Origin of the sequence: Bradyrhizobium sp. WBOS08 (assembly GCF_024585125.1) — a bacterium.
Lineage (GTDB): Bacteria > Pseudomonadota > Alphaproteobacteria > Rhizobiales > Xanthobacteraceae > Bradyrhizobium > Bradyrhizobium japonicum_B.
The window spans coordinates 3,924,793-3,943,238 of the sequence record NZ_CP028988.1; the positions used below are offsets into that span (position 1 = coordinate 3,924,793).

The following is an 18,446-nucleotide window of genomic DNA, read 5'->3' on the forward strand; positions in this document are numbered from 1 at the left end:
TCGGAGTGATCGCCTGGATTGCTTCGTCGCAAGTGCTCCTTGCAATGACGAGGGCTCGCTCGTCGCGTTACCTCTGCCGCCGGAAGTACCGCTTGCAGCGCTGCTCGGCTTCCGCGGCCGCGGCCTCCGGCGTGGACGCGCCGGTCGCAACGGCAGAGCACATCTGAATCAGCACGTAGTCGGCACTCACCGCGCCCGTGGCCGTGGAGATCGGCCCCTTGTAGCCGTCGTAGTAGGTGCTCTTCATCGTATCCTTGAAGATCGACACCTTCGGATCGCCCTTCCAGACGGCGGCCTCGGCATAGGAGGCCAGTGGCTGCGACCAATAGCCGGAATTGGCATTGAGCCAGGGCTCGTATTGGTCTTTCTCCAGCATGAACTGCAGGAAGGCCTTCGCCGCGTTGGGGTACTGGCTGTGCTTGAACACCATCGCGTTCAGTGTCAGGCCCGCCATCGGCGAGACCTTGGCGAGGCCCTTCGGCAGCAGCTGGTGCTCGCTGTCGTCGGCGATTGCCTTGGTCGCCGGATCGTTCTTCAGCGAGAAATACAGCGAGACGCCGTTCGCGGTCAGGGAAATTTCCTGTGAGGAATAGGCGCGGTTGTTGCTGACGTCGTTCCACGACGTCGTGCCGGCGATGAAGGTCGGGTAGATCTGCTTGACCCAGTTCAGGGCGGCGATCGTCTCCTTGCTGTTGATAATGACGTTGCCCTCCTCGTCGAGCAGGGAGGCATTGTGCGACCACAGCGCCCAGTTCGCAAAGCCGTTGCCGTCGCCCTTGGCATTGCCCAGCGCGAAGCCGGCCGGCTTGCCGGCCTTGTGCAGCTTCTGGCAGAGGTCGAGGATCCCGGCATGGTCTTCCGGCACCTTGTCGAAGCCGACCGATTGCAGGATCGACTTGCGGTAGATCAGGGGCCCCGCGGTGGCGCCGAACGGAAGCCCGATCCAGGCGTCGCTCTTGTTCTTCTTGCCGTAGCGCTGCGCCAGCGGCAGCCAGCCGCCATACCTCTTGCCGAGATAGTCCGCGACGTCGGTCAGCTCGATCAGCTTGTCGATGTAGATGTGGGGGGCGTCGGAGAAGCCGATGATGATGTCGGGGCCGGCGCCGGAGTTCGAGGTGACCGCGGTCTGCTGGTTGATGTCCTCCCAGCCGACGAAGTCGACCTTGACCTCGACCCCGGTCTCCTTGGTGAACTTCGCCGCATTGGCGCGGAACACGTCCTCGTCGGCCTGGACGAAGCGCACCGGGCGCAGCATGCGCAAGGATGCACCCTTCTCGATCTCGCGCTTGGGTGCCGGAACGTCGGCAGCCTTGATATTGGATGTTTGCGCTGCAGCACCGGTAGCGGCGAAGGTTGCAGCGGATAGGCCCAGCGCCAAGGCATCACGACGGGTGATGTCGTTCCTCATCAGTACCTCCCTATATGTTTTCCCTTCCCGGCGTTGACCGCCGGTGAAGGGTCGTTTCGGTCCTTTGGCGCCTTTGCGCCGGCCGCCTAGCTGTTCGGCCCGCGATCCATGCTGACGGGTTGCCAGCGGCGGAGCGCGGTGTTCTGCAGCACCGACGGATTGACGCAGCTTACCGGCCACATGCCCTGCAACACCAGTGACAATTCGTAGCCCACCCGGCGCTTGCGCGCCTCGTCAAACCGTGCCGAGGCCGAGGCGACGTGGGCGGTCAGGGTCACGTTCTCCATGCCGAGCAGGGGATTGTTGTGCGACGGCGGTTCCTTCTCCAGCACGTCGAGCGCGGCGTGCGCGATCCAGCCCTCCTGCAGCGCCTTGATCAGGCTCTCCTCGTCCACGGTGGCGCCGCGCCCGGTGTTGATGAAGATCGAGCCCTTCTTCATCTGCCGGAAGTGCTTCTCGGTCAGCATGTGATGCACTTCGGGCCTTGCCGGGGCATGCATCGAGACGAAGTCGGATTGTGAGAGCACCTCGTTCAGCGTCGCGGGGATTACGCCATGGTCGTACATCAGCGTTTCCTGGATGAAGGGATCGTAGGCCATCATGCGCAGGCCGAACGGCGCTGCGCGCTTGGCGACTGCACGCGCGACGCGCCCGAACGAGACGAAGCCGAGCGTCTGGCCCATCAGGCGTGGGACCTTGAGCAGCGCCGGCCGGCCTTCGGCCCAGCGGCCGTCGCGCACCATGCGGTCCTGCTCGACCAGGCGGCGGAAGCCCGCGAGCAGCAGCATCATGGCGTGGTCGGCGACCTCCTCGATGAAGGTGTCGGGAATGTTGGTCACCGGGATTCCGCGGGCGGTGGCGGCCTTGACGTCGACGCTGTCGACGCCGACCGAGCCGAGCGTGATGACCTTGCAAGTGTCCAGGGCGTCGATGATCGACTTGGTGATGGGAATGCCCTTGGCATAGATCGCGTCGGCATTCTTCGCGGCGGCGATGAATCCGGCCTCGTCGGCGGGCGCCTCGACGATTTCGGCATCGATTGGATCGAGCGCCTCGCGCTCATAGGAATAATCGCTGCCCGCGACCGTGAAACTGGCGCCCTTCGGCGTCACCACCCTGTATTTCGGCATTTTCTCGCTCCCGATTTGGTTTGTCGGTTCTTGTTGCGACCCGCCTCCGCGGGCGGGCCTTTGCGTCTTTTACGCGAAATCGGGGCGCATGCGTACAATCCCCGGTTGTTGGCAAGGAGATAAGTTGCGGGATTTCGTAGCCGCGTCCGGGCTTCTACGGAGGCACGTAAGTAACTTGCTAAGGGGTGTCCTACTAAAAGTTGATTCAAATCGAAGAGTTTGCGGTGTGTCCGCGCCATCCGAGGGGCCTATGGTGAAGTTGAGCAATCTGAAGATCGCATCGAAGCTGGGCATCCTCGTCGCCGTTGCCATGCTCGGCCTGTGCGTCGCGGGGGCATTGGCGGGCTATTTGATGCAGCAGCAACTGCTCGAGGCTCGTTTCGAGCAGACCAAGGCCATGGTCGAAATGTCGCGCAACATGGCGCTGGGTCTGCAGAAGCAGGTCGATGCCGGGCAGCTGACCAAGGAAGCCGCCGTCGCGGAGTTCGTCCGCCGCGGCGCCTCGATGACCTATGACAAGGGATCGGGCTACATATTTGCCTATACGATGGACGGCGTCGCCGTCCTGACGCCCGACCCGAAGCAGTTCGGCTCCAACCGGCTCGACATCGAGACCAACGGCCGCAAGCTGACACGCGAGCTGCGTGACGGCATCGCCGCCAAGGGCGACGTCACGCTGCGCTATGAATATTATCGGCCCGGCGAGAAGCAAGTCACCCGCAAGCTGTCCTACGCCGTGGCGATTCCGGGCTGGAATATGTTCGTCGGCACCGGGGTGTACCTCGACGACCTGGATGCCAAGCTGGCGCCCGTGGCCTGGCTGCTCGGCCTCTCCCTGCTCGGCATCATGGTCGTGGCTGGTGGCGTCGCCTGGCTGATCGGTCGCAGTATCAGCCGTCCGCTGAGCGTCCTCGGCGCCCGCATGAAGGACCTCGCCGACGGCAAGCTCGAAGGCGACATTCCCGGCGTCGGCCGCGGCGACGAGGTCGGCGCAATGGCCGCGACCGTCCAGATCTTCAAGACCAATGCGGAGAAGATTCGCGAGCTCGAGCAGACCGAGGCGGCCGCGCAGCAGCGCGCCGCGGCGGAACGTCGCCATGCGATGGAAGAGCTGGCGGACGACTTCGAACGCAGCGTCAACGGCATCGTCCGCTCGGTCTCCACGGCCGCGGCCGGCATGCAGACGACGGCGCAGTCGATGACCGCGACCGCCAGCGACGCCTCCTCGCGTGCAGAAGGCCTCCGGCAATGTCGGCACGGTCGCGGCCGCCGCCGAAGAGCTGTCGAGCTCGGTTGCGGAGATCTCGCGCCAGGTGACGCGCTCGACCGAAGTTGCGAGCCGCGCCGTCAGCGATGCAGAGCGCACCAACGCCACGGTGCAGGAGCTCTCCACCGGCGCCGAGAAGATCGGCGAGGTGGTCAAGCTCATTCACTCGATCGCGGCGCAGACCAACCTGCTCGCGCTCAACGCCACCATCGAGGCGGCACGCGCCGGCGAGTCCGGCCGCGGCTTCGCCGTGGTCGCCTCCGAGGTCAAGGCGCTCGCCAACCAGACCGCCAAGGCTACCGAGGAGATCTCGGCCCAGGTTGCGGCGATGCAGACCTCGACCAGCGATGCGGTGGCGGCGATCGGCGGCATCACGCAGACGATCGCGGAAATGAGCGAGATCACCGCGGGCATCTCCGCCTCGATCGAGCAGCAGGGCGAGGCCACCCGCGAGATCGCCCGCAACATCCAGTCGGTCGCGGCCGGATCGGGCGAGATCAACGCCCATATCGGCAGCGTCACCTCGGCCGCGGAAGCGACCGGCGCGGCGGCAGGCGATGTGCTGACCAACGCCCGCGAGCTGGACACCCAGTCCGGCGCGCTGCGCAGCGCGGTGGACGGCTTCCTCGCCAAGGTGCGCGCGGCGTAAATTCTTGCGCTGAATTCGTAGGGTGGGCAAAGACGCGCAAGCGTCGTGCCCACCTTTTCTTTTTGAGTTCGGTGCAACTCATGGTGGGCACGCTTCGCTTTGCCCACCCTACGAGACCGGCTTACTGCTTCTCGATCTTCGCGTTCGTGATCAGCTTGTCCCACAGCACGAGCTGATCCTTCACGAACGCCTCGAGCTGTTCCGGCGTGCCGGAGAAGGCGTCCATGCCGAGCGTGGCGAGCTTGGCCTTGATCTCCGGATTCTCGATGATCTTCCTGATTTCCGCATTGAGCCGCGTCACGATCTCCTTGGGCAGGCCGGCCGGGCCGAAATAACCCTGCCAGGACGAGATGTCGAAGTCCGGTACGCCGGCCTCCTGCATCGAGGGCAGATGCGGCACCAGCGGCGAACGGTCCTTGGTGGTGACGGCGAGCGCGCGCAGCGCGTTGCCGTTGACGTGCGGCAGGCCGGTCAGGATGTCGACGAACATCATCGAGACGCGTCCGCCCATGACATCGTTGAGCGCCGGCGGCGAGCTCTTGTAGGGCACGTGCAGGAGGTCGAGCCCGGCATTGTGCGCAAAGGTGGCGCCCGAGACGATCGCCGAGGACGATCCCGAGGCGTAGCTCAGCTTGCCCGGATTGGCCTTGCCATAGGCGACGAGCTCGGCGACCGTCTTGGCCGGCACCTCCGGATTGACCACCAGCATGAAGGGCAGATCGCCGGTGCGCGCGATCGGCGTGAAGTCCTTGACGGGATCGTAGGTGAGGCTCTTGAGCAGATAGGGATTGGCCGAATGCGTGGTGTTGGTGGTCACCAGCAGCGTGTAGCCGTCGGGGGCGGCCTTCGCGACATAGGTCGCCGCGAGCATGCCGTTGGCGCCCGCCTTGTTCTCGATCACGATGCCGACGCCGAGCGCCTGCGACAGATGCTGCGAGATCAGTCGTGTCGTGGTGTCGGTGCCGCTGCCGGCCGCGAACGGCAGCACCAGCGTGATGTTGCGGCTCGGATAATTGTCGGCCTGGGCCGTGGATGCTGTGGCGAAGCACAATGCGGCTGCAGCCACGGCGCGCAAGTTTCGAATCAGCCCTGAAATCATCTTGAGACGTTCCCTCTTTTTGGTTGGTGGGGAACCTAGCGTGTTCATGCAAAAATCAAAAGACGCGAATTCACTCGGTCGTTCGTCCGCCGTGCGGAATTACTTCACGGCCGACCCTTGCCGCGAGGCGATCACGACGCCGGCGAGCACCAGGGCGTAGCCGATCAAATGGAACGGCTGCAGTTTTTCGCCGAGCAGCAGGATCGCCATCGCCGAGCCGAATACCGGCACAAGATGGAAGAACGGCGCAGCCCGGTTCGGCCCGATCAGCGCCACGCCGCGGTTGAAGAACAGATAGGCCAGCGTCGAGGGAAAGATCAGGATGTAGCCCAGCGTCGCCAGCGTGATCCCGTCGAGTTGCAGGACGCGGCCGCTTGCGGCCTCCCAGATCGCCGTCGGCAGCAGCATCGTCGCCCCGCAGCAGGTGGTGAAAGACAGGAAGGACAGCTGATGGATCTTCGGCCGCCGCGGGATGAAGGCGGAGTAGATCCCGAACGCCACCAGCGAGGAGGCGAACATGATGTCGCCCCTGTTGAAGCTGATGCCGGCCAGCGCAGCGAGATCGCCGCGCAGGATGATGATCAGTACGCCAACGAGCGAAATCGCGATGCCGGCGAATTGCGCACCCGTCAGCCGCACACCGAACAGCACCAGCGACCACAGCGCCACGAACAGCGGACCTGCCGACTGGATCAGCAGCGCGTTCAGCGCCTCCGTATATTGCATCGCCCAGTACGAGATCGCGTTGTTATAGGCAAAGCCCACCAGCGACAGGAACAGCATCAAGGGCAGGCTGCTGCGCAAGGCAGGCCAGTCCCGCTTCAGATGCGGCCAGGCAAACGGCAGCAGGATCAGGAACACGCCGAACCAGCGGATCGTGGTCACCGTCAGCGGAGGCACATGCGCGCCGACATGACGCGCGAGCACGATGTTGCCGGCCCAGAACAGCGAGCTCAGGCTGAGCAGCAGATAAGGCTGGTTGTTGAGCCAACCGGCCGGATTGGAGGCCTTTGGCGCGGGCGAAGCGATCGTCATTGGCGTTGCATAGGAGCTTGCGCCGGATCGGCGTCGTGGCACAAGTCACAGGGTCGCAATGCTACAATGCAGGCATGATCGGGGAGGTGCCCTTGGCGGTCAACATGTTGAACATCGAAGGCCTGGAGCGGCTCGATCCGCAGGCGCCGGTGGTGATGCTGAACCTGATGCGTTTCCACGCGCGCTCGCGCGACGGCGACGGATCCGGCTGGGACGCTTATTTGCGCTACAGCGCCATCACGGTGCCGATGATCAAGGCGCGCGGCGGCACGCTACTCTGGACGGGCGAGGCCACGGCGGTCGCACTCGGTCCGCACGCCGGCAACGGCTGGGATTTCGTCGCACTGGTCTATTATCCGACCGTCGCGGCTTTCCTGGACATGATGACGTCGGAAGCCTACGAGCACGAGGCCGATCCGCATCGCGTCAACGGCTGCGCCGATCACGTCATCATCGCGACGAGCGAGGCCTACAGCAAGTTCAAGGTGAAGTAAGACGGTCGGTCGCGCGGCGCGCGCCTTCCCTTCTCCCACCAAGGACAGGGAAGAAACTCAGCTCGCCTGTTTCCTTGACGCCACGAACACGCCCGACAGCACCAGCGCAAAGCCGATGAAATGGAATGCCTGCGGGTGCTCGCCGAGGAACGCCATCGCCATGATCGAGCCGAATACCGGTACGACGTGGAAGAACGGCGCGGCGCGGTTGGCGCCGATCAGGCGCACGCCGCGATTGAAGCAGAGATAGGCGAGCGTCGAGGGGAACACCGCGACGTAGAACAGCGTCAGCAGGTTCGGCCCGTCGAGCTTCATCACGGGCCGCGCGGACAATTCCCAGATCTCCAGCGGAACGAGGCAGGCGGCGCCGACCCCGAAGGTGAAGGCGAGGAACGACAGGCCGTGCATTGGCGGCCGCTTCAGCGTCAGCACCGAATACAGCGCGAAGATGACGAGCGCGACGATGAAGATGAGGTCGCCCTTGTTGAAATCGATGTTCGACAGGGTGGTGAAATCGCCATGCAGCAGGATCGTGAGCACGCCGCACATCGACAGCAGCACGCCGAACGCCTGTGCCGCGGTGAGACGGATGCCGAGGATGGCGAGGGACCACAGCGCCACGACCAGCGGCGCGGCCGACTGCAGCAGCAGCGTGTTGAGGGCCTGGGTGTGCTCCAGCGCCCAATATTGCAGGGTGTTGAAGGCGCCGATGCCGGTGATCGAGAGCGTCACCATCAGGCCGAGCTTGCCGCGGATCGCCGGCCAGTCCTGGGCCAGGTGCTTCCAGGCGAACGGCAGCACCAGCAGGAAGGCAAAGAACCAGCGCAGGAACGACAGCGTGACCGGCGGGATATGGCCGGCGGCGAGCCGCCCGACGATGGCGTTGCCGGCCCAGCACAAGGCGGTGATGCTGAGCAGCAGGTAAGGCTGATTGGCGATCCAGCTGTGACCGGACTGTTCCGCGCTCGTGGTCTGACCGGTGGCGGACATTGTGATGGGTTTGGCCCCCGCGTCATGCACCGGGGCCCGGCCCGGTGGCGGGCCGCTTTGTCGCCCGGCCCGTCTCAAAGACACGGAAACGCCCCGAATATCAATGGGGCTGGTGCATCACGCCTATGCACTTCATTACGGGGAACCTGGTCCTGCGGCCCGACGGGGAGGCGAAACCACGCGCGCCCCTAAATTCGGCGTAACCTCTTGACCTAGAACAACCTCGACTTCCCGGCGCCCCGCTAGCGTCTCGGTATCGGCCGGATCCTCACGGCCAGCAATCGAAGCGAGACGTCGGTCGCGTGGCTTTCGCGCGAGCCGCATGGCAGTGGTATGGTCGAGCAAACAATCTTCCTGCGGCAGCCCAAGGGCCGGACCTCCATCGCGGCGCTGTGGTCGGGATTCCTTGCTTACAAATGGTTCATCCTCCTCGTAATCGTGCTGCTCGGCCTTGGCGTCTGGCAGAGCGTCCGCATGCTCCTGGGGCCGGCGATCGTTGTCGATCAGGTCAGGCAGGGCCGGCTGGTTGAGACGGTGGTGGCGAGCGGCCACGTCGAAACGCCTTACCGGGTCGAGATCGGCAGCCAGATCACCGCCACTGTGCGGGAGGTGCTGGTTCGGGCAGGCGAACGGGTCAGCAAGGGCCAGCCGCTGATCTCGCTGGAGGCACGCGAATTGAAGGCGGCCGTCGTCCAGTCGGAAGGCGCGGTGGCGCAGGCCGAGGCGCGCATCAGACAACTCGAGGAACTGACGCTGCCCTCCGCCAAGGAGGCATTGGCCCAGGCGCAGGCCACGCTGCTCAATGCCCAGCAGACCTATGACCGCACCGCCCAGCTCGAGCGCAACGGCTATGCGACCCGCGCCGCACTTGATGACGCCCAGAAGACGCTCGACGTGGCACGCGCCGCAATGCGCGCCGCGCAATTCCAGGTCTATACCGCGAGCCCCGGCGGCAGCGATTACGTGATGGCGCAGACGCAGGCCAACCAGGCCCGCGCCAATCTCGATACGGCCGAGTCTCGGCTCGGCTACGCAACGATTACAGCACCGCGCGACGGCGTCCTGATCACGCGCAATGTCGAGCGCGGCACGGTGGTGCAGCCCGGCAAGGCCCTGCTGGTGCTGGCGCCGGACGGGGACGTGCAGCTCGTGCTGCAGATCGATGAGCGCAATCTCGGCAAGATTGCTCTCGGGCAGAACGCGCTCGCCTCGGCCGACGCCTATCCGGACCGGAGGTTTGCCTCCACCATCAGCTATATCAATCCCGGCATCGACATTTCGCGCGCCTCGGTCGAGGTGAAGCTGACGGTTGCCGACCCTCCGGACTATCTGCGCCAGGACATGACGGTCTCGGTCGACATCGAGATTGCCGCCCGGGACGATGCGCTGATCCTGCCCTTGCGTTCGGTGCACGACGCGCTGTCCAGCAAGCCCTGGGTGCTCGGAATCAAGGACGCTCGCGCCAGTCAGCGGGTGGTCAAGCTCGGGCTGCGCGGCAACAGCCATGTCGAGATTACCGAAGGTGTCGCCGCCGGCGATGTCGCGATTCCTCAAAGCTCCGGCGTTCTGGCCGGCCAGCGTCTCCGGCCCGTTCTGCAATGAACCATTGGCTGCCGATCGAATGGACCATGGCGGTCCGGTTCCTGCGCGAGGGCCGGCTCCAGACCATCTTCATCGTTGGCGGCATATCGATCGGCGTCGGCGTCATCGTGTTCATGTCGGCGATGCTTGCCGGACTTCAGGCGAATTTCATCAAGCGCGTACTGACCTCACAGCCCCAGATCCAGCTGCTCGCGCCCGATCAGATCGCGCGTCCTCTGCGTAACGGAGCAGGCGAGATTGAGGACGCAGTGGTGCAGCGTCCGAGCCAGCGGGTGCTCTCGATCGATCAATGGCCGAAGATCAGAGCACAGATGCAGGCGATGCCCGAGGTCGTCACGGCCGCGCCGACCATCCTCGGCTCGGTGCTTGCGGTCCGGGGCGATGCCAGCCGATCGGTCAGCCTGTCGGGCGTCGAACCAGACTCCTATTTCAAGATCGTCAAGGTGCCGGACTATATCGTCGCCGGCGAGCCCCGACTCACCAGCGAGGACGTCATCATCGGGATCGAGCTCGCAAAGGAGCTGGGCGCCACCGTTGGCGATAAGCTCAACATCCGCGCCGCCTCCGGAGCAACTCGCGTCCTGACGATCTCCGGGCTCGTCGATCTCGGCAACAAGGGCGTCAACCAGCGGGTATGTTACGTCGCCCTGCGGACCGCACAATCCTTGCTGGGGATGATCGGCGGAGTCACCACCATCGATCTGACGGTCAATGACATCTATGCGGCTGAGCAAATCGCCCAGCGCATCCAGGCGGCCAACGTGGTCGAGGCCGACAGCTGGATCAAGACCAATGCGCAGTTCTTCGCCGCCGTGCAGGCCCAGCAGAACTCGAACACGCTCATTCGCCTCTTCGTCGGTCTCTCCGTCGCATTCGGCATCGCGGCCGTGCTGATCGTGTCGGTGATCCAGCGCTCGAAGGATATCGGCATCTTGCGTGCGATGGGCACGACGCGCGGCCAGATCTTGCGGGTCTTCCTGGTGCAGGGCGGCCTGCTCGGCTTCGTCGGTTCGCTGCTCGGGGCGGCGATGGGCGCGTTCGCGCTGGTCTATTGGCACTCGGTCGCGCGCCAGGCCGACGGTAGCGAGCTGTTTCCCCTGGTCCTGGAGCGCAGCCTGTTCGTTTATACGACGCTGCTGGCCACCGCCACCGGTCTCCTCGCCGCGATGGCACCGGCGGTGCGGGCCGCCAAACTCGATCCGGTGGTGGCGATCCGTGGCTGACCAGATCCTCCGTCTCGAGCGCGTGTGCAAGAGCTACAATGTCGGGCTGCCGACCGAAACCGAGGTGCTGCACGACATCGACCTCGAGCTCGATCACGGCGAGTTCCTCGCCCTCATAGGTCCGTCCGGTTCGGGCAAGAGTACGCTGCTCAACATCGTCGGGCTGCTCGACCGGCCGACCTCCGGCCGCCTGCTGATCAAGGGCCAGGACACCGCAGCTCTCGACGATGCCGAGATCACCCGCCTGCGCGGCCGGACCATCGGCTTCGTCTTTCAATACCATCTGCTGATCTCGGCGTTCACGGCGCGGGAAAACGTCATGATGCCGATGCTGGTGGACCGCGGCTTCCCGTCTGCGGACGTCGAGGCGCGAGCCAACCGGCTGCTGGCTCAGGTCGGGCTGGAGAAACTGGCCGGCAACCTCGCCAACAACATGTCCGGCGGCCAGCAGCAGCGCGTCGCGGTGGCTCGTGCGCTCGCCATGAGCCCCGATCTCGTGCTGGCCGACGAGCCGACCGGAAATCTCGACACGAGCTCGGCTGAAGCCGTGTTCAGGCTGATGCGGCAGGTCAACCGCGACAGCGGTACGAGCTTCCTTCTGGTGACCCACAATATGGACTTGGCGCGGCGCTGCGACCGGATCATCGAAGTGATCGACGGCCGCATTCGGGCCTGAGGTCCCCGCAAGGCGGATTTTTCGGGGATATCAAAGGCTTGGGCCGGGCGTTGGGCCGCGAAAAAGCCTCGTTCTTGCTTGCCTAGAGGAGCTGCTTCCTTTATCCGGTGGGCTGCCTTGCGTGCGGGCGGCTGCGGCCGCCGAGAGGGCTGGGCGCTGGCATGATCCCGGAAGAGTGGGCACCGGTTTTCCGCGAGGATCATGCCTCCTAGAGACAGATTGAATAGGGATTACCCGCGAATGGCCAATGTTGTCGTCGTCGGCGCCCAGTGGGGCGACGAAGGGAAGGGCAAGATCGTCGACTGGTTGTCGGAGCAGGCGGACATCGTCGTCCGCTTCCAGGGCGGCCATAACGCCGGCCACACGCTGGTCATCAACGGCAAGACCTACAAGCTCGCGCTCCTGCCCTCGGGCGTGCTGCGCGAGGGCAAGCTGTCGGTGATCGGCAATGGCGTGGTGTTCGACCCCGCCGCCTTCCTCGACGAGGTCACCAAGCTGCGCTCGCAGGGCGTCGCGGTCTCTCCGGACAATCTGCGGGTGGCCGAGAACGTCACCCTGATCCTGCCGCTGCACCGCGAGCTCGACGCGCACCGCGAATCCGCCAATGCGGCGACTGCGATTGGCACCACCCGCCGCGGCATCGGCCCGGCCTATGAGGACAAGGTCGGCCGTCGCGCCATCCGCCTGATGGACCTCGCCGACCTCGACACGCTCCCGCACAAGATCGACCGACTGCTGGCCCACCACAATGCGCTCCGCCGCGGCCTCAATCTGCCGGAGTTCGACGGCAAGCAGATCCTGAAGGAATTGAGCGCGCTGGCGCCGCAATTGCTGCCCTACGCCGAGACGGTGTGGCGGCTGCTCGACATCAGGCGCCGCGAAGGCAAGCGCATGCTGTTCGAGGGCGCGCAAGGCGCGCTGCTCGACGTCGACCACGGCACCTACCCTTACGTCACTTCGTCCAACACGGTGGCGGCGCAGGCCGCGACCGGTGCCGGCCTCGGGCCGGGCGCGGTCGGCTACGTGCTCGGCCTGTGCAAGGCCTACACGACCCGCGTCGGCCAGGGCCCGTTCCCGACCGAGCAGGACAACGAGATCGGCCGCAAGATCGGCGAGCGCGGCCGCGAGTTCGGCACCAATACCGGACGTCCGCGCCGCTGCGGCTGGTTCGACGCCGTGCTGGTCCGACAGGCGGTCCGGACCTGCGGCATCAATGGCTTGGCGCTGACCAAGCTCGACATCCTCGACGGCTTCGATTCGATCGAGGTCTGCACCGGCTACAGGCTCGACGGCAAGGAGATCGACCATTTCCCGGCCGGCGAGGGCGCCCAGGCCCGGGTCGAGCCGATCTACGAGACCATCGAGGGCTGGAAGGAGCCGACTGCGAGTGCGCGGTCTTGGGCCGACCTGCCGGCCCAGGCCATCAAATACGTCCGGCGGATCGAGGAATTGGTGGGGTGCCCGGTCGCACTGCTTTCCACCAGCCCCGAACGCGAAGATACTATTCTCGTGCAAAACCCGTTTGAGGCTTAACGATCTCTTACCAGGACGCGCGTATAGTTGAGTAGAAATGGCTGATTACTATCCGCTGATCGCCCGCGCTATTGCCGCCCTGGACCCCAATGCTCCCGGCGAAAGCCGTCGCGCGCTCTATGAACGGGCGCGCACGGCGCTGATCGCGCAGCTGCGCAGCGTGCAGCCGCCGCTCTCCGAATCCGAGATCACCCGCGAAAGGTTGTCGCTGGAGGAAGCTGTCCGCAAGGTCGAATCGGAGGCGGCCCAGCGCGCCCGCGAGGCTTCGCGCCCCGGTGGCGGCGGGCGCAGCGGCGGCAGCGGAGACGCCTTTCGCCGCGCCAGCACGAGAGCCGCTGAAGGCAACGCGGCTGCGGGTTCGCCGGCTCAGCCGCGGACGCGCCCGGCTCCGCCGCCGCGGGCCGACCGTCCGTCCGCCAATGTCGATGACCAGGGCGATGCCCAGCGCCCGCCGCGCGCTCCGCGGTTCGATGCCTCGCGCCAAGCCGGACCGGCCGCGCCGCCAGCGATGCCGGAGCCGCCGGCGGCTGGACGCGATCGCGCCGGTCCCCGCCGTCCGCCCGATCTCGGACCGCCGTCGCCGCCGCCCGCCCCGGGCGTGCGCGGCTTCCGCGACATCACGGCCGATGTCAATGATCTCGGCGGTGCGGCCGCGCAGGCCAGCCGCGCCGCGCGCCGCACCTACGCCAACGTGCCTTCGCCCTCGCCGGAATTCGACCGGCTCGAGCCGAGCCTGGAAAACCGCGCCGGCGAGCAGGACGCGCCCTATTCCTACGACGAGTCGATCGAGGAGGCCGAGCGCTACGCGCCGCAGCCGCCTTCGCCGCGTCCGCGCATCGCGCCCGAGCGCGACGCCAAGAAGCGCGTCCGCACCGGCTCCGCCTTCCCGTTCAAGAGCGCGATCGCCGTCGGCATCGTGCTGATTCTGGTCGGAGCCGGTATCCTCTGGGGCAAGCCGCTGCTTCAGATCGCGACCAACCTGTTCAAGCCCTCGCCGACCCAGGTGGTGGAGACGCCCAACACTGCCGCGCAGCCGCAGACCAAGCCGAAGATCCCCGATCGCGTCGGCCAGCCTTCGGCGAGCGATCAGCCGGTCGCGCCGGTGGCGCAGAAGGTCGTGCTCTATGACGAGGATCCGTCCGATCCGAAGGGCAAGCAATACGTCGGCTCGGTGGTGTGGCGGTTGGAGCCGATCAAGGCCTCCGGCAACCAGAAGGCCGATGTCGCCGTGCGCGCCGACATCGAGATTCCCGACCGCAAGTTCAAGATGACGATGTCGTTCCGCCGCAATACCGACTCCTCGCTGCCGGCGAGCCACACGGCGGAGCTGACCTTCATCCTGCCGCCGGACTTTCCGGGCGGCAGCGTCTCCAACGTGCCGGGCATCCTGATGAAGTCGAACGAGCAGGCGCGCGGCACGCCGCTCGCCGGGCTTGCGGTCAAGGTCACCGAAGGCTTCTTCCTGGTCGGCCTGTCCAATGTCGACGCCGACCGCGCCCGCAACGTCCAGCTCCTGAAGGAGCGTTCGTGGTTCGACGTGCCGCTGGTCTATGCCAACCAGCGCCGCGCCATCATCGCGATCGAGAAGGGCGCCCCGGGCGAGCGCGCCTTCAACGACGCCTTCGCGCAGTGGGGCGATTAGGTCGAGCCAATCCCTCTTCCGTCATTCCGGGGCGCGGCAGCGCGAACCCGGAATCCACCTCCCAGCATGCCGCGCAGCACGATGGATTCCGGGCTCGACGCCGACGCGTCGCCCCGGAATGACGACTGCAGCTACTGCGCCGCCGCTTCCCGCTTGCGCGAGGCGACCGCCTCGCGGTCCATCACGGCGCGGCAGCCGGAGCTGACCTGCGCCTTGTTCCGCACCATGCAAGCCCTGACCCGCGGGATGTCCGGGATTTCACTGGAGCACAGCCGCATCGCATCGCCGGTACACAGCTGCTGCGCTTCGGACGAGAAGGCGAGGCTGGGCGAGGTCTGGAGCGCGATGGCGGCGGTTGCGACGGCCAACAGCGAAGCGGTGGTCCTAAACAGCGAAGCGATGGTCTGAGTGCGTGTCATGCAGAATGGATCCCCGAATCCTTAGGCTTGAGCCACTTGGTTTTGGGGCGCCGCACGCGACTTGATCTGCCGCATGTCACAGCCTTCACGCTGGGAGCTCACTCCCGCATGTGGTCGCTCGATTTCTTGATTGCTCGAATCGAAAAGTGCTGCGCCGCCCGAGCGAAGTATGCGCCATTACCACCAGCCTGCAATGGTCAGCGCAAAGGAATTCGCAATTGTTGCACGCGAGTCACGTCGCGCGCGATCAGATTAGCCGATCGGAGGATGCGCTCGCTTGTTCCACATCGCTCGCGCCGAGCGCGGCGGCGTGTTCCTCGACGGCGGTGACGCCTTTGGCGGTGAGCTCGAACAGGTCACCGTCCTTCATCACGTAGCCGTCGGCGATCAATTGCCCCATCTTGCCTTGCCGGTCGTCGGCGAAGGCAACGGACTGGCTGATGTCCCGCAGGATCGAGAGTTCTTCGTCGTGCAACATGGCTTCACTCTCCGTTCGCTGGGGATGGTGTTCGTCCTCACATGCCGTGGCTCTGAAACACCTTGCTGCACGACTTCGACAGCTTGGCCCGGTTGGCTTGCAGGCAGCCTTGGACCGCCATGTCATTGCCGAGATCCTTGCGGCAGAAGCGGGAGGCGTCGCGCGAGCAGGCCTTCTGCTCCTGGGGCGTACCCATATGGCCTTGAGCGAAAGCGGGCCCGTCGAACAGGCTCAACGCTGCCAGCGCGATCGTCGCCAGGAGAACTTTGCGGGCCATCGGCACTCCAATCTGTCAGGGTCGAATTCAGGTCCTGTCTGAACTCGTCGCCGTGCCACTTGTTCCCCCGATGAGGCCTGCGCCCCGCTGTTCAAGGTTCCCGCGGCACTGCTATAATCGCCGGGGAAGTGTGAGGGTGTTTGATGAAACGCTATCTGGTGTTTGCGCTGGTTGGCCCGTTCGTCGGCGGGTTTCTGCTGCTGCTGACGACGACCTATCAGTCCGGCTATTGGACCCAGACCAGTCTCGGCGAGGTCGGCAAACTGTTCGCGGTGTTCTTCAAGACCCTGCAATACAGCTATCTGTTCGGCCTGCTGCCCTCGCTGATGATCGGCGCGGTGGACGACATCCTGCTCCACATCAGGCGAATCGGCCCGGTCTTGCGCATGCTGCTGGTCGGCCTGTTCGCCTTCGTGCTGGCCTCGCTCACCTACAGCTCGCGGGGGCCGGATTCCGGCGCGGTGCAGTTCATCCTGTACGGCCTCGTCGGCTTCGTGCCGGCGGCGATTTCGTCCTTCCTCGTGCATAGATACGTCAAGGAGCCGCAGGCTGTGGCGGCGCCGACCTGAGCTCGCGACGTTCGGGCGCGGCGCAGCAACTTCCGCCGCGCCGGCGCGTTCCTTCGAGACCATGACCATGTCCGACGACGATATTATCGCGCCGCGCAGGCCCCGTTCCGGGAGCGGCCCGCGCGCGCCCTTTTCGCGCTCCGAGGGGCGCGGGCCGATCATCGATCAGGACGGCCGGGAGATCCGCCCCGAAACGCTGGAGCAGGGATTTCGCGAGTTCCGCGTCGAGTTTGGCAAGGATAATCCGTTCTCGGGGAGCCCGTTCGGCAATCTGACACGCGAGCAGCGGATCGCGCGGCTGGAGGCGATCGCAAAGCTGCTCGACATCGCCTTCATCCTGCCCGGCACCAACATCCGCTACGGCATCGACGGGCTGATCGGTCTGATCCCCGTGGTCGGCGACATCATCACCACGGCGGTCTCGCTGTGGCTGGTGCGCGAGGCCCGCGCGCTGGGCGCGCCCTGGCACGTCACCGCGCGCATGCTCGGCAATGTCGCGCTCGATGGCGCGGTCGGCCTGGTGCCGTTCGCGGGCGACGCTTTCGACGTCATGTTCCGCGCCAACATGCGCAATATGCGCCTGCTCCGTCGCTGGCTCGACAAGCAGCCGCGGATGTGAGGCGAGCTATTTCCTTTGCTCTCACCGCAAAGGGGGCAGCGATGGACAGAGGCCCAAAACGCAAAAAGCGCGACGACCTCCAGGTCATCGCGCTTTTCGCGCACATCGTAAGGCTCAGCGAAAGCTTACGCCGCGTCGGCGTCGGTCTCGGCGGCCGGCGCCGGCTTGGGACGGCGGGGCAGCGGGAAGGCCTCGCTCTCATAGAGCGAGCGGATGCCGTTCTGGTCGAAGCGCGCTTCCTCGACCTGGAGATAGGCGCCGTTCAGCGAATCCGTCGGCAACTGCTCCATCGCGAACTGCACGGCTTCGGCCGCGGTGCCGAAGCGGCGATAGGTGAAGCCCGCACGCTTCTTCTTGCGGATCGCGGCGGGGAAGAGTTCGGCGGAGGTGTTGAAGTTGAACGGACGCAATGGACGCATGGTCAAAGACCTCGTGATCTTCTCTGGGGCTTTAAGCGCGTGGGGTTTGGGAGGGCAGGGGCCGCAATCGAGCAAGCCCGCCGCACATGCCATTTTCGTCCCCTAATATAAGCCGATCTGACAAAAATGCGACCCCTGCGATAGGAGATGATGAATCCGCGCATGGCAGGTCCGCAGCCGGAATAAAGCTTATAATTTCAATGTGTTAAATGGTTTACAGCTTGCCGAGAAGGAGCAGGACGACCAGCACCACCAGCACGACGCCGCCGATCCCCATGCCGGAATGGCCGAGGCCGTAGCCGTAACCGCCCAGGCGGCCAGACAGGCCCCCGAGCAGATAAATGATCACCAGGATGATCAGAACGGTCCCGAGTGACATGGCTTCCTCCCTGGCGGCCGCCAAAATGCGATGATCGGCCGCACCGCCAGAGAAGAAAAGCACATCGTGCGGTCGGGTTCCATGAAGGAACCCGGGCGCGCAGGCCGATTATTTGGGCTCCAGCTTCAGCGCCGCCGAGTTGATGCAATAGCGCAAGCCGGTCGGCCCGGGGCCGTCGGGGAAGACGTGGCCGAGATGGCCGCTGCATTTCGAGCAGAGCACCTCGGTGCGGATCATGCCGTGGCTGACGTCCCGCTCCTCGTCGATATGGCTCTCGACCGCGGGCTGGGTGAAGCTCGGCCAGCCGCAGCCAGAATCGAACTTGGCGTCCGACTCGAACAGCACATTTCCGCAGCCGGCGCAGACGTAAGTGCCGGCGCGGTGGTCATGCTCATATTCGCCCGAGAAGGGACGCTCGGTCGCCTTCTCGCGCAGCACCGCATACTGCATCGGCGACAGTTCGCGCCGCCACTGCTCTTCGCTCTTGATGACCTTGTCGTCGGTGGTCTTCGTTCTGGTGTCGGGCATGGCTCTCCCG

General features: G+C 65.3%; 19 protein-coding genes and 1 pseudogene. 9 read left to right on the forward strand and 11 right to left on the reverse strand.

All coding sequences use genetic code 11. The annotated features are described in order from the left end of the window. Positions 1-67: 67 nt before the first annotated feature. Entirely contained in the window at positions 68-1,408 is a 1,341-nt protein-coding gene (locus tag DCM80_RS18675) for an ABC transporter substrate-binding protein (protein WP_257193019.1), read from the reverse strand. Positions 1,409-1,494: 86 nt separating this feature from the next. Continuing rightward, positions 1,495-2,538 carry a C-terminal binding protein gene (locus DCM80_RS18680; protein WP_257193021.1) on the reverse strand — a complete coding sequence of 348 codons (1,044 nt, stop codon included), beginning with the start codon at positions 2,536-2,538 and terminating at the stop codon, positions 1,495-1,497. Positions 2,539-2,791: 253 nt separating this feature from the next. Here DCM80_RS18680 and DCM80_RS18685 point away from each other — a divergent pair. Further along, a pseudogene (locus tag DCM80_RS18685) lies at positions 2,792-4,454 on the forward strand (methyl-accepting chemotaxis protein). A gap of 121 nt (positions 4,455-4,575) precedes the next feature. Here DCM80_RS18685 and DCM80_RS18690 read toward each other — a convergent pair. Together DCM80_RS18690 and DCM80_RS18695 are read right to left on the reverse strand one after the other, a co-directional pair. After that, on the reverse strand, positions 4,576-5,553 hold the full coding sequence (locus DCM80_RS18690) for a tripartite tricarboxylate transporter substrate binding protein (protein ID WP_028138321.1): 978 nt from the start codon (positions 5,551-5,553) through the stop codon (positions 4,576-4,578). A 99-nt stretch (positions 5,554-5,652) separates the two neighbouring features. Next, complete coding sequence (locus DCM80_RS18695; RefSeq protein ID WP_028138320.1) at positions 5,653-6,588, reverse strand: DMT family transporter; 936 nt, start codon at positions 6,586-6,588, stop codon at positions 5,653-5,655. 104 nt (positions 6,589-6,692) lie between these two features. Between DCM80_RS18695 and DCM80_RS18700 the strand changes: the two genes are divergently transcribed. Further along, on the forward strand, positions 6,693-7,082 hold the full coding sequence (locus DCM80_RS18700; protein WP_257197977.1) for a DUF1330 domain-containing protein: 390 nt from the start codon (positions 6,693-6,695) through the stop codon (positions 7,080-7,082). 57 nt (positions 7,083-7,139) lie between these two features. Here DCM80_RS18700 and DCM80_RS18705 read toward each other — a convergent pair whose 3' ends face one another. Then, the gene (locus tag DCM80_RS18705) at positions 7,140-8,072 is read right to left on the reverse strand and encodes a DMT family transporter (protein ID WP_257193023.1); all 933 of its coding nucleotides are present in this window, start codon (positions 8,070-8,072) and stop codon (positions 7,140-7,142) included. Between the two features lie 333 nt (positions 8,073-8,405). On the opposite strand from DCM80_RS18705, the gene DCM80_RS18710 reads away from it, so the two are divergent. The 5 genes from DCM80_RS18710 to DCM80_RS18730 all read left to right on the forward strand — a co-directional run bounded on the left by DCM80_RS18710 (position 8,406) and on the right by DCM80_RS18730 (position 14,748). Continuing rightward, positions 8,406-9,674, forward strand: a complete 1,269-nt coding sequence (locus tag DCM80_RS18710) for an efflux RND transporter periplasmic adaptor subunit (protein ID WP_257193024.1) — start codon at positions 8,406-8,408, stop codon at positions 9,672-9,674. Continuing rightward, complete coding sequence (locus DCM80_RS18715; protein ID WP_257193025.1) at positions 9,671-10,897, forward strand: ABC transporter permease; 1,227 nt, start codon at positions 9,671-9,673, stop codon at positions 10,895-10,897. Before DCM80_RS18710 ends, DCM80_RS18715 begins: the two co-directional genes overlap by 4 nt. Further along, the gene (locus DCM80_RS18720) at positions 10,890-11,573 is read left to right on the forward strand and encodes an ABC transporter ATP-binding protein (protein WP_257193026.1); all 684 of its coding nucleotides are present in this window, start codon (positions 10,890-10,892) and stop codon (positions 11,571-11,573) included. Before DCM80_RS18715 ends, DCM80_RS18720 begins: the two co-directional genes overlap by 8 nt. Before the next feature lie 240 nt (positions 11,574-11,813). After that, complete coding sequence (locus tag DCM80_RS18725; protein ID WP_257193028.1) at positions 11,814-13,106, forward strand: adenylosuccinate synthase; 1,293 nt, start codon at positions 11,814-11,816, stop codon at positions 13,104-13,106. Positions 13,107-13,143: 37 nt separating this feature from the next. Beyond that, complete coding sequence (locus DCM80_RS18730) at positions 13,144-14,748, forward strand: hypothetical protein (RefSeq protein WP_257193029.1); 1,605 nt, start codon at positions 13,144-13,146, stop codon at positions 14,746-14,748. A 131-nt stretch (positions 14,749-14,879) separates the two neighbouring features. Here the strand turns inward: DCM80_RS18730 and DCM80_RS18735 are convergent, their stop codons facing one another. The 3 genes from DCM80_RS18735 to DCM80_RS18745 form a co-directional block, all read right to left on the reverse strand. Further along, complete coding sequence (locus DCM80_RS18735; RefSeq protein ID WP_257193031.1) at positions 14,880-15,167, reverse strand: hypothetical protein; 288 nt, start codon at positions 15,165-15,167, stop codon at positions 14,880-14,882. Positions 15,168-15,414: 247 nt separating this feature from the next. Then, a complete protein-coding gene (locus DCM80_RS18740; protein ID WP_257176805.1) occupies positions 15,415-15,645 on the reverse strand; it encodes a hypothetical protein in 231 nt (76 codons plus the stop codon). Between the two features lie 37 nt (positions 15,646-15,682). Then, positions 15,683-15,922, reverse strand: coding sequence for a hypothetical protein (locus DCM80_RS18745; protein ID WP_257193033.1), 240 nt, complete (start codon positions 15,920-15,922; stop codon positions 15,683-15,685). A gap of 143 nt (positions 15,923-16,065) precedes the next feature. Between DCM80_RS18745 and DCM80_RS18750 the strand changes: the two genes are divergently transcribed. Both DCM80_RS18750 and DCM80_RS18755 read left to right on the forward strand, forming a co-directional pair. Further along, on the forward strand, positions 16,066-16,491 hold the full coding sequence (locus DCM80_RS18750) for a DUF5413 family protein (RefSeq protein ID WP_257193034.1): 426 nt from the start codon (positions 16,066-16,068) through the stop codon (positions 16,489-16,491). A 61-nt stretch (positions 16,492-16,552) separates the two neighbouring features. Beyond that, positions 16,553-17,110, forward strand: coding sequence for a DUF4112 domain-containing protein (locus DCM80_RS18755; RefSeq protein ID WP_257193036.1), 558 nt, complete (start codon positions 16,553-16,555; stop codon positions 17,108-17,110). A gap of 125 nt (positions 17,111-17,235) precedes the next feature. Here the strand turns inward: DCM80_RS18755 and DCM80_RS18760 are convergent, their stop codons facing one another. The 3 genes from DCM80_RS18760 to msrB form a co-directional block, all read right to left on the reverse strand. Then, complete coding sequence (locus DCM80_RS18760; RefSeq protein WP_027560969.1) at positions 17,236-17,529, reverse strand: hypothetical protein; 294 nt, start codon at positions 17,527-17,529, stop codon at positions 17,236-17,238. Positions 17,530-17,743: 214 nt separating this feature from the next. Further along, positions 17,744-17,908, reverse strand: coding sequence for a DUF3309 family protein (locus DCM80_RS18765; protein WP_257176809.1), 165 nt, complete (start codon positions 17,906-17,908; stop codon positions 17,744-17,746). A 108-nt stretch (positions 17,909-18,016) separates the two neighbouring features. Beyond that, complete coding sequence (gene msrB, locus DCM80_RS18770; RefSeq protein WP_257176810.1) at positions 18,017-18,436, reverse strand: peptide-methionine (R)-S-oxide reductase MsrB; 420 nt, start codon at positions 18,434-18,436, stop codon at positions 18,017-18,019. Positions 18,437-18,446 lie beyond the last annotated feature (10 nt).